Here is a 10,985-nt window from a genome sequence, read left to right on the forward strand (position 1 = left end):
GTTCGCCGTCGTCTTCGGCGAGAGGTTCGTCAGCCAATGACGAAATCGGCCTCGCGCACAGAATTCCTGACAGTCCCGTTCTGAGAGAGCGGAGGCGCGCACGCGTCTCCGCTACTCGCCAACGCCAACATACCACCGGCAGGGTCGGCATGATCCTCGACCTGGTGATCGAGGCGGGTAATCCACGTGACAGCGATCGATTGCTGCCGATGCTTGAACGACACATTGCCTTCTATGGTCACGCGCCGCGGCAGGTGGCGGCCGACGGCGGCTTTGCCAGTCGCGACACCTGACCACAGCGAAGACCTTGGCGTTCGCGACATGGCATTCAACAAGAAAGACGACCTCAGGATCGAGGACATGGTTAGAAGCAATTGGGTTTATCGCAAGCTGCGCAACTTCCGAGCCGGCATCGAGCCGACATCTTATGCCTCAAACGCGCTTACGGCTTGGCGCGCTGCACGTTGCGCGGCCTTGACCACTTTAAGACCTACGTCTGGTCCTCGGTCGTGGCTTACAATCTCGTCGTCTTCACGCGCCTCAAGCCGACCTGATGCTGACCCATCGGAAGCGCGTCGCACCGGCAAAAGCCGGCTCGTGGGCGTGCGCGGGTTCGCGCCCACAAACACCTTTCCGACGATACCACCGTCCCCACGTCCTGCCCATACCGCTCAAACGCCCATCAACCGCCAACAAGCCATTGCAAATGCTCGCAAAAGCGTTTGTGGACGGAAACTAGTCTAGCTCCTGGCCAGAAGCGGGCGCAGTTGGTTGGTTGAATGAACAGCCCGAGTCTTTTAAAGTAAAGACGAGATCGTCGCGACCGCGAACCAGTGCCAGGACGCCTTGATGGCGTCGGACTGTGGCTTGAGCGGCCTCACCCCTTGGCCATCGGTGCGCAGGATGTCGGCGAGAATGTGGGCATCGCCGGGATCGCTCTTGGCAGCGACGGCGCGACTGAGCCGCTCGCTGGCGATCGGTCTTGCCGGGCGGGCCATGCCAGCGCAGACGGGCAACGACAACGGTAAGTCCGTCTCGATCGTGGGCTGCGCTAGTCTAAATCGTCGAGGATCTTGCCGGCACCTGAGCGTTCGTCAGCTTGGCCCTGTACTCCTCGTCCAAGATGGCGGGCAGGGAGATCTTCTTGGTTCGGGCGCCGTCGACGGAGATCATCTCTCCGCTAACGAAGCTGGATTCGTCGCTTACCAGCCAAAGGACCGCATTGGCTATCTCGTTTGGAGAGCCGATTCGTCCTACCGGGTGCAGTTGCGACAGTTCCCGCTCGACCAAGCTTCGGTCCGGATGGAGTTCGACATATGCGCGATTCAGCTCGGTATCGATCCAACCGGGGCAAACGGTATTGCAACGTATACCATCCGGACCAAGGTCGACGGCCAGCCCCAACGTAAGACCGTGCACGCCTGCCTTGGTGGCGGCATAGGCAGTATGCCAAGGGTTGACCATAAAGCCTTCGACAGATCCAATGTTGACGATCGTGCCCAAGCCGCTCCGTCTCATTTCCGGAACCACATACTTGGCCATTAAGAACGGACCGCGGAGATTGATCGCCATAAGTCGATCCCAATCCTCGGCAGTCTGTTCGTCGAGGGACTTGTGAATGACCTTGCCAGCATTGTTGACCAGGATATCGATCCTGCCAAATTTCTCTAGGACGTCGTCGACAAATGCACGAACTGAGACCTCCTTTGTGACGTCAAGAGACATAAACGTGAGTCTCTCCGCGATGCCGGACTCGGCGGAGCGATCGTCACGCAAATCGCCGACGACAACAATAGCGTTTTCATCAGCGAGCCTCTCAGCAATTGCACGCCCTATGCCTCGATTGCCGCCGGTGATGATAGCGACTTTGCCTGATAGCCGATTGCCCATCGATCCCTCCTATCCTGCCGTGAAGCCGCCATCCATCGGAACAGCAACGCCCGTGATGTGCCTGGCTTCATCGCTCGCGAGGAACACCGTCAGGCTTGCAATTTCCCTCGGCGTCGCCAGGCGACCCTGGGGTATTGAATCAATATTCCTTTGCAGTATCTCGTCTGCGGTAACCGGCTGAGCGTGGCCTGACACAAGCATGGGTGTATCAACGGCGCCAGGGCACACGGCATTGATGCTGATCTGCTCTTTGGCGTGATCCAGGGCCATCGCACGCGTCAACAGCACCACCGCGCCCTTCGACGCACAATAAGCAGCCAGATTGGAACAGCCGACCAGACCCACAGTAGAGGCTATATTGACGATGCTTCCGCCACCGGTCTTCCTCATGGCCTTCACCGCGGCGCGGCTAAAGTAGAACACACCACTGACATTGGTGTCGATCATCTCGCGCCAGTCGTCATCCGAGGTGTCGACGGCGCTTCTGCGGCGAATGATCCCGGCGCTGTTCACTAAGACGTCGACCTTTCCGAACCGCTCTACGGTGGAAGCAATTACTTGTTCGGCAAAGCCGGAATCAGCCACATCACCGAGCATTAATTGGGCTGGACAACCAAGTTTCTGAACCGCTTCCAAAGCTCGTTGGCCACGCACGTGATCGCGACCGACCAATAAGAGCGAAGAACCTGTCGCGCCGAAAGCTTGTACGACGGAGACCCCTATCCCGGACGTCGCGCCAGTAACGACAACCACCTTTTTGCAAACGGTCATAGTAGCAGTAGTCCTCTATAACAGAAAATGTCCCCAGCATCAGTTCCATTGTTAAAGCCCAATTGCTTATCATCATTCTTCTAGTGGGCGAATTGTTCAGACGGTTGCACTCAGCCCACCATCGACGACGATCAGGGCGCCACTGACATAGGCCGCGCGGGCGCTGGCCAAGAATGTAGCAACTGCTGCGAATTCCGAGGGATCGCCGAGGCGCCGCGCCGGGGTCCTATCCTCAAGCGCGCGGATGGCTTCGGCGTGGTCGCCGAGCCGATTGGCTTCGTGAATCGCGGTTCTGTGTGCTCCAGGAGCGAGTACATTTACGGTGACGCTCTCCCCCGACAATTCTTGTACGAGCGTGTGGCAGTAGGGCACCAATCCTGCTCGCGCGACCCCCGAAAGCGCAAAATGTGCTGGGGTCCGTACAATAGCCTCGGAAGCGAGCATCAATATTCGTCCCGCCGGCGAGCGCCGCAGATATGGCAAGGCAGCCGCAACTAGCGTTATAGAAGGCAAAAGCACTCGGTCAAACGCATCGTCGAAATCCTTAGGCGTCATAGCTGAGGGTGGCCCGGCAGAAACGCCGCCGCAATTCGTGACCAAGATGTCGATACGCCGAAAATGCTCTGCTGTTTCGGCAACCCAAGCTGCTGCATCCGCGCAGTCAGTTACATCGGTCGCGCGCGCCAGCACTTCGGCGCCTTTGCTGCGCAACCGATCCACTGCTCTTTGTAGCCGCCCAGGATCCCGACCACAGATGGCTAGGCGGCAGCCTTCGTTCGCTAACTCCTCAGCTGTTGCCAAACCTAACCCGCTGGAGGCGGCCGCGACCATTGCAACCTTGCCGTCAAGCCCTAGATTCATCTTTTTTGATCCCCGATTCACGTTGGCCCTTTGCAAAGAGACAAGCAGGTACCGTGCCAAATGGACCATTGCGTTCGAAACAGCAGGATACCTCCTGCCGGTCGAACTTTCGGTTTGCGGTAGCAGTGCATAAAGGTAACACAGATGTACTGTATCCGACGCAACTTCCTCGTTTTTGCGAGAATGACCAGCTTGCCTCCCGTATCTGAAGTGAGCGCCGGGATTACAACGAATTAGGTTACGACATTTATTGATCTTGGCCCTTCTCACGACCGGCGGCGTGCCGCTCGACCGCTACCAAGCCTCGCCGTGCTAGAGCGCTTCGCCTTTTGGATTCCCAAGTTGGAGCAAATCAGATTGAACTAAACCGCTGCCGCGGTAGCTGATGCGGGGTCTGGCCTGAGGAGGCCCCTGTCTGAGAAGATTTGGTGTCGAGCCAACCTTCCAGACAGGAGAACCCCAGATGGCCCAGATAAGCCCTCTGCGTCAGCGGTTGATTGAAGATCTGACGATCCGCAATTTGTCACCGGAGACCCAGCGATCCTACGTGCATCACGTGGCGAAGTTCAGTCGATTTTTTGGACGATCACCCGATCAACTGGGATACGAAGAGGTGCGCGCCTATCAGGCCCACTTAGTGGGCCGAAGGGTCTCGTGGGGCGCGTTGAACCAGACCGTTTGCGCCTTGCGTTTCTTCTACGGCGTGACGCTGGGTCGATCTGATCTGCCTGAGCGGATCGCTTACGCCCGGACGCCTTGCAAGTTGCCGGTCGTGCTGAGCGCCGATGAGGTGGTCGGCTTTCTGCAGGCCGTGAAGGGGACGAGGAACCGGGTCGCTCTGATGACCACCTATGCGGTGGGCTTACGCGCCGCGGAGGCGGCGCGTCTGCAGGTGACGGACATCGATAGCAGCCGGATGATCATTCGCATCGAGCAAGGCAAGCGCGGCAAGGACCGCTATGTGATGCTGTCGCCGCAGCTGCTGGAGATTTTGCGCGTCTATTGGCGGTTGACCAAGCCGGGACGACGGCTGTTTCCCCGGCGCGATGGCCGCGGCCCGATCCATCCACAGACCTTGGGGATCGCCTGTCGAGCAGCCTGCGAGTTCCTGGGCGTTGAGAAGCGGGTGACGGTGCACACCCTTCGCCACAGCTTCGCCACCCACCTTTTGGAAGCCGGCACGGACATAAGGATCATCCAGGTCCTGCTGGGCCATCGCAGCCTGGCGACGACGACACTATACGCCCAGGTCTCAACGGCTGTGATCGGCCGAACCGCCAGTCCTTTTGACCAACTCCACATGGAGATCACGCCGCCCGGCTGAGCCGCGAGCCATGCGCCCGGATCTGGAAGTGGCGGATGTATTCCACCGTCACGGGGCTGATTATCGCCGCGGCCATGCCGGCCATCTCGGGCGTGTCGAGCGGCGGGTCATGGCCGCGGTGGAGGCGTGCCGGACCGCGGCCTTGGGCGGTCACGCCGAACGATGCACCGACTGCGGCCTCGTGCGGCAAGCCTATAACTCCTGCCGCAACCGCCACTGCCCTAAATGCCAAGGCCTAGCCCGCGCCCAGTGGCTGGCCGAGCGGCAGGCTGAGCTGCTGCCTGTCCCATACTTCCACGTGGTCTTCACCGTCCCGGCCCAGATCGCTGAGATCGCCTTCCAGAACAAGGCGGCGGTCTATGCGATCCTGTTCAAGGCCGCATCCGAAGCCTTGAGGGTGGCGGCGGCCGATACCAGGCATCTGGGCGCCGAGATCGGCATGGTCGCCGTGCTTCATACCTGGGTCAAAATCTCCACCATCATCCGCATGTCCACTGCGTCGTGCCGGGCGGTGGCCTGTCGCTCAAGCCTGCCCCGGGAAGGCCGGGGACCGGCGATGGATCGCCTGCCGGCCGGGATTTTTCCTGCCCGTGCGGGTTCTGTCGCGCCTGTTCAGGCGGCTATTCCTGGAGCGCCTGCAGGACGCCTTCGACGCCGGTCAGCTTCGCTTCTTCAGCGATCTCGCCAGCCTGGCTGGCCGACCCTGCCACTTTCTGCACCCAACTGGCTGGATTGAAGCGGATCGAATGGGTCGTCTTCGCCAAGCCCCCGTTCGGCGGTCCCGAACAGGTCCTCGCCTATCTGGGCCGCTACACCCATCGCGTCGCCATCGCCAACAGCCGCCTCGTGAGCCTGGACCAGGGAAAGGTCAGCTTCCGCTGGAAAGACTATCGCCACCACGACAAGTCCAAGCACAAGCTCATGACCTTAAGCGCCGACGAGTTCATCCGGCGCTTCCTGCTGCACGCCCTTCCAGACGGATTCCATCGCATCCGCCATTACGGCCTCCTCGCCAACGGCCACCGCGTCGCCAAGCTCGCCCAGTGCCGTCTTCTTCTGGCGGCGCCCACGCCGCTGACGCCGGACCCGACCGCCGACTATCGCCAGCGTTACCGCTGTCTCACAGGGCGCTCCCTGGACATCTGTCCGGGCTGCGGCGCCGCCATGGCCTCGCTCGGCCCGATCCCGCGCAAGGCCCCGACCTGGCCAGACACCTCATGACACGCTGCCTACCGACACGCTCGCACCGTCCATCCCGGCCTCTGCTACAGTCGCCGCCGGGCCTTTGCGCGCCGCTAGTCAAAGTCGCAGCCTGGCTGTCGCCAGCAACGCTGCACCTCAGCGTCAACGACCCAATGGCGCCGTCTCTCGCGTCGCAGATGGTCCTGCACCGCGACGACGGGCGACTGCCCCAGAGCGATCGGCGAGCCCGCTCCGGCGCCTCGGACACACTGTCGAGCCCTAAATCCCCATAGCCCCACCCGCCATCCCGCGGTTCAGTTCAATCAGGCTTCAATGTAGTCGCGACCCGTGCGTGCCCGCACAATCGCGCCCGCGACCACACAGGACCCTCCTGATTCGATGTCCTGACCGTGTGGAGGTTGGGAGATGACGAAACCTTATTCCATAGATCTGCGAGAGCGGGCGATGGCCCGGCTTGAGGCGGGCGAGACGAGCTACCAGGTGGCTGCGGCGGTTAAGGTGGCGGTTTCGAGTGTGATCAATTGGGCGGCAAGCGCCGCCTGGGCAGCGCGGCGCCCGGCAAGATGGGTGGCCACAGGCCGTATCTGATCGGCGGCGCGCAGAGCACTGGCCGAGCGCGGCCTCAATGTCCATCCTGCGAGCGTCGGCCGCTTACTGCATCGCGAGGGCAGGAGCTTCAAAAAAACCGTTCTGCCGGCCGAGCAGCTCAGGCCGAAGCTGGCGCGCCGGCGCGCGCAATGGACCCGCTATCAGACCCGCATTGATCCAACACGCCTGGTCTTCATCGACGAGAGTGTGCTGCAGAGCAGCGGAAAGGAGTTCGCAATGAACTAACACCATTGCGTAAAGCTGCGTGAATGATGGGGGACGGCCCTCCGGGATCGGCTTTCAGGAGCGGGTCTCAAACCAGTCCGAGCTGCTGCGGTAAAGAGCCGTGGTGGTGAGCGTCGGATGGAAAGTTCGGACAAGATCCGAGCAGGTGGGTGTCCGAAAGACAAACGAAAGTGAACCCTCCGAAGACGCGTCGTTATGAATCCAAGTGTCGTCGAAACCAGAACCGTTTCGTCATCCTGGGACAAGTCCACCAGACGCCTGATGACTGGGCGGGCGGCGACCGGCGTAGAGGGGGCGTGAGTCGGACATAGGCTTTCACGCGGAACTGCAGGAACCAGGCTCCTGATGCAAGGGAGAAGCTCAAGCGGAGCAAACCGCAAGGCGAGAGTACCGATGCAGGAGACTGGGGCGGACCGACCCGTATGAGCGTTGAAGGCCCTGTAATGGGGTCGGAGCAAAGGGGTCGGATCAGGTGGTCGTATTGTTTGGAACAACTGGAAACAGGATGACTTCGATAGGTACGACAGACAAGCCGTTTCGAATTGAGAAACGTCAAGTGTACGAAGCTTACAAAGCGGTCAAAGCCAACCAGGGCGCAGCCGGGCGGACGGGCAGACCCTGGAGATGTTCGAGAAGGACCTTGCAGGAAACCTCTACAAGGTCTGGAATCGGATGTCCTCAGGTACGTACTTCCCACCGCCGGTTCGCGCTGTCTCCATTCCGAAGAAGAGTGGGGGCGAAAGGGTTTTGGGTGTGCCCACCGTCAGCGATCGGATCGCACAGATGGTGATCAAGCAGATGATTGAGCCGGATCTGGACTCCCTCTTTCTTCCGGACTCCTACGGTTACAGACCGGGAAAATCGGCTCTGGATGCCGTCGGCGTGACGCGTCAGCGGTGCTGGAAGCCGCGCTGCGGGGTGCTCAATGGGCCTATCGACGGCGAGGCCTTCCGCCTCTATGTCTGCGTATTTCAGGCGATCGTGGGCACGGATTTCACCGCATCGTGAGCACGGATTTCACGGGGTGATGAGCACCAATTTCAGACGGTCGTGAGCTCTTAAGGCCGCCGTCACCAACCCCGATCGCTACGACCCCGGTCTCAACCGGAGCTATGCCGAGATGGCGAGCCATTACGGCACCGCAGTTCTCGCAGCCAGGCCGAGACGCCCAAAGGATAAGGCAAAGGTCGAGGTCGCCGTGCAAATTGCCCAGCGCTGGGTCCTGGCGCGGCTGCGCAATCAGCGCTTCTTTTCCCTGGCGGAGCTGAACGCTGCCATCCGCGTGCTCGTCGCCGAACTCAACGCCCGCTAGATGCGCGGCTTCGGCTCCAGCCGCGCCGAACTCTTCGCCGAGCTGGACAGGCCGAAGCTGGGAGAACTGCCGGACCATCCATACGTCTTTGCGCGCTGGAAGCGTTGCCGCGTCGCGCCCGATTATCATGTCGAGGTCGATGGACACTGGTATTCCACGCCCTACCGCCTCATCCGCGAGCTCGTCGATGTGCGCGTCGCCGACAACACCGTCGGGGTCTTCCACAAGGGTCAGCGGATCGCCAGCCACGCCCGTGCATCCAACCGGCGCGGCCATACGACCGTTGCCGATCACATGCCGAGCGCATCGCCGCTACGGCAAGTGGACGCCGGGAGGTCTGATCGCTGCCGGCGAGAAGATCGGTCCTTCCACGGCCGCCTTCTTCGAGGCCGTCATCGCTGACCGGCCGCACCCCGAGCAGGGCTTTCGCACCTGTCTCGGCATTCTGGCACTGACCAAGAGTTACGGTGATGCGCGTGTCGATGCAGCCTGCCAACGCGGCATCCTCATCAAGGCTCGCTCCGTCGCCTCAATCCGTTCAATCCTCAAGAACGGCCTTGATCGCGCTTTCTTCGACGAGACGCCCGATCACCAACCCCTGCGCCACGGCAACATTCGCGGTCAGGGCTATTTCCACTGAACCAGGGAGGACCCAATGCTCACCCATCCCACCATGAACGGCTGATCGCACTTGGCCTGACCGGAATGGCCAAAGCCTTCGAGGAGCAACGACGATCACCGGATCTCGATGCCCTGTCATTCGAAGAACGCATCGGGCTGCTTGTCGATCGCGAAGCCGCCGAGCGCGACACCAAACGGCTCACGAGGCGGCTCAAATTCGCCGCGCTGCGACAAAGCGCATGGGTGGAGGATGTCGAATTGCGCACGCCGCGCGGCATCGACCGCCAGCGTTGCCGATGTGCTCAGCCGGCTCTGCTCCGCTCCAGACCTAACCGCCGCCGAAGCCACGGAACATCTTTCCGCCCGTCACCGAGTTCTCTTTCAGGAGGGGCGTTTCACTCTCGATGCCCATTGGATGTAGGTTGACACCTCAATACCACGACGATGACCTACGGTATGGGATAGCAGCAGCCGACCGCATAAGAACGACAGCTTAAATAGATCGGCGTCGCATCCGGGCGCGTTCCCCCTAATGTTTTGTGTAACCTGCCGGGATGGTGGGCTGCAACTCCTTGGCTGAACGACCATGAATCCTGAAAGAAAAGCCGCGGTCGTAGCTGGAGCTGCCCGTGGGATGGGTAGTCTGCAGGCGGTTCGTCGCCAATTTTGTGATCGCCGAAGGCGTCAACCAGGAAACGACGGAGAACTTAACCAACTGGTCACAATGCGGTTGCACAGCGGCAAGCCCTTTCACGAGGTTCTTATCGAGTCCGCTGTCAGCGATTGGGTCTAAAAACGGTTGAGTTGGACTATGATGAGGGATATGCCACTCATTTTCGAGACATTCCTTGAAAGATTGTCACAGAGTGTAGATGAGGCAGATTTCCGGGATGCCATGGCTGAGGCGGCGGCAAGACTTGACTTACTCGCCTTTGCCTACCTGTCGTTGCCATCACTACCATCGGGCAAACCGAGGCTAATTTCGAACTATCCACCTCGCTGGACCAGACACTACCTGGAAAATTGTTATGAGAAACTCGATCCTGTGGTCTTGCGTGCTCGAAATGGCGGCTGCCCGTTTCAATGGGGATCGAATTTGGGCGGCGATAAGATGTCGCCAGCTCAACAGCAGCTATTGGATGAGGCGGCTCAATTCAGCATCCGCTGCGGTTTGACGATCCCAATTGTCGATCTACGCAACCTCATCGCCGCCGTTACTTTTGCCGCCGATGAGCCTCGTCCGGTATTTCTTCGGGTCGCTGAGCGATATGAACAAGCTCTTCAACTGATGGCGACCTGCTTTCATCGTTGTGTTCGCCGCAAACTGCCGGGCGATCGAACAGTGGATGGGATACTGCTCACATCCCGCGAGTATGAGTGCCTGCGGTGGGCAGCGCGCGGTAATTCAGCCTGGGTGACCGGCCGCATCTTGGGCATCAAGCCGCGCACCATCGCTTTTCATTTGGACAATGCCAAGAAGAAGCTAGGCGTGCGCACCCAAAATCAGGCCATAGCCCTTTTGGGGTCCGAAGGGTCCTCAATTCTCTGAAAAGCTCTTTTGATCCGCTGTGCTAGGGCCCTTCGGTCGCGCTCATTTGTATACAGCGTCGACTGGATGCTAAGGATGCTAAGACTTTCTGTTCCGCCGGCTCGGTCAGGCGCGATGCAGCCGTATTCTTCCAGTCCACGTCGGTCTCGCAGCCCAAGTGCTCAAGTTGGTGTTTCGTCGCCGACGAGCTAGTCGCGCGTTGCAGGTCGTCGTTAACGAGGATAGCGCGTCGGATACGTGCCGGCGTCAAGCTCCAACCGTTTTGGTTCGGGCCGGGGCTATTCGAATATCCGGCTTTTACCGAAGACCTGGCACTTCTTAGTCGAGTATCGGTACGGGGTGGCATTTCGATGACGTGCTGCTCCCGCTACTACCCATCCAGACGGAGCGGAATCCTTTTGTCACGTCAGACCCTCCGAATTGCCAAAAACCCGATTCTTATGAACCGAAATTGTGGTTGCCACCGGGTCTATTCTGCAGCCACTCGACGTCTGTCCTGCAGGTCCCGATCAGCCGACGCCGAGGCCGGCCGCAGGCTGACCACTAGAGCACGTCCCGTGATCGATGAATCGATTGTGATGTGACGACGAGCTTCTCCGGTGATTCAACATCCACCTTGA

7 protein-coding genes and 5 pseudogenes are annotated in these 10,985 nt (G+C 60.1%); 8 read left to right on the top strand and 4 right to left on the bottom strand.

Features of this window, described 5'->3' with window-relative positions; genetic code table 11:
• Positions 1–131: 131 nt before the first annotated feature.
• Positions 132–554: pseudogene (locus tag AC0L3H_RS32300) on the top strand (transposase); the annotation flags it as partial.
• Between the two features lie 243 nt (positions 555–797).
• On the opposite strand, the gene AC0L3H_RS32305 reads toward AC0L3H_RS32300, so the two are convergent.
• The 4 genes from AC0L3H_RS32305 to AC0L3H_RS32320 all read right to left on the bottom strand — a co-directional run bounded on the left by AC0L3H_RS32305 (position 798) and on the right by AC0L3H_RS32320 (position 3,582).
• On the bottom strand, positions 798–1,022 hold the full coding sequence (locus AC0L3H_RS32305; RefSeq protein WP_473588177.1) for a hypothetical protein: 225 nt from the start codon (positions 1,020–1,022) through the stop codon (positions 798–800).
• A 34-nt stretch (positions 1,023–1,056) separates the two neighbouring features.
• Positions 1,057–1,890: an SDR family NAD(P)-dependent oxidoreductase gene (locus AC0L3H_RS32310; protein ID WP_473588178.1), complete on the bottom strand. Its 834-nt coding sequence runs from the start codon at positions 1,888–1,890 to the stop codon at positions 1,057–1,059.
• Between the two features lie 9 nt (positions 1,891–1,899).
• Positions 1,900–2,661 (bottom strand): SDR family NAD(P)-dependent oxidoreductase, encoded by a 762-nt coding sequence (locus AC0L3H_RS32315; RefSeq protein ID WP_473588179.1) that lies wholly within the window; start codon positions 2,659–2,661, stop codon positions 1,900–1,902.
• Between the two features lie 96 nt (positions 2,662–2,757).
• Positions 2,758–3,582 carry an SDR family NAD(P)-dependent oxidoreductase gene (locus AC0L3H_RS32320; protein WP_473588180.1) on the bottom strand — a complete coding sequence of 275 codons (825 nt, stop codon included), beginning with the start codon at positions 3,580–3,582 and terminating at the stop codon, positions 2,758–2,760.
• Between the two features lie 403 nt (positions 3,583–3,985).
• Between AC0L3H_RS32320 and AC0L3H_RS32325 the strand changes: the two genes are divergently transcribed.
• From AC0L3H_RS32325 to AC0L3H_RS32355, 7 genes and pseudogenes are all read left to right on the top strand, one after another.
• Positions 3,986–4,846 carry a site-specific integrase gene (locus AC0L3H_RS32325; RefSeq protein WP_473588181.1) on the top strand — a complete coding sequence of 287 codons (861 nt, stop codon included), beginning with the start codon at positions 3,986–3,988 and terminating at the stop codon, positions 4,844–4,846.
• 10 nt (positions 4,847–4,856) lie between these two features.
• Positions 4,857–6,067 (top strand): annotated as a pseudogene (locus tag AC0L3H_RS32330) (IS91 family transposase).
• A 387-nt stretch (positions 6,068–6,454) separates the two neighbouring features.
• Positions 6,455–6,637 carry a hypothetical protein gene (locus AC0L3H_RS32335; protein WP_473588182.1) on the top strand — a complete coding sequence of 61 codons (183 nt, stop codon included), beginning with the start codon at positions 6,455–6,457 and terminating at the stop codon, positions 6,635–6,637.
• A gap of 751 nt (positions 6,638–7,388) precedes the next feature.
• Positions 7,389–7,789: pseudogene (locus AC0L3H_RS32340) on the top strand (group II intron reverse transcriptase/maturase); the annotation flags it as partial.
• A 151-nt stretch (positions 7,790–7,940) separates the two neighbouring features.
• Positions 7,941–8,835, top strand: a pseudogene (locus tag AC0L3H_RS32345) (Mu transposase domain-containing protein); the annotation flags it as partial.
• Positions 8,836–8,850: 15 nt separating this feature from the next.
• Positions 8,851–9,101, top strand: a pseudogene (locus AC0L3H_RS32350) (ATP-binding protein); the annotation flags it as partial.
• Positions 9,102–9,639: 538 nt separating this feature from the next.
• A complete protein-coding gene (locus AC0L3H_RS32355; protein ID WP_473588183.1) occupies positions 9,640–10,365 on the top strand; it encodes a helix-turn-helix transcriptional regulator in 726 nt (241 codons plus the stop codon).
• Positions 10,366–10,985 lie beyond the last annotated feature (620 nt).

The organism is Mesorhizobium sp. WSM4816, from assembly GCF_055811535.1.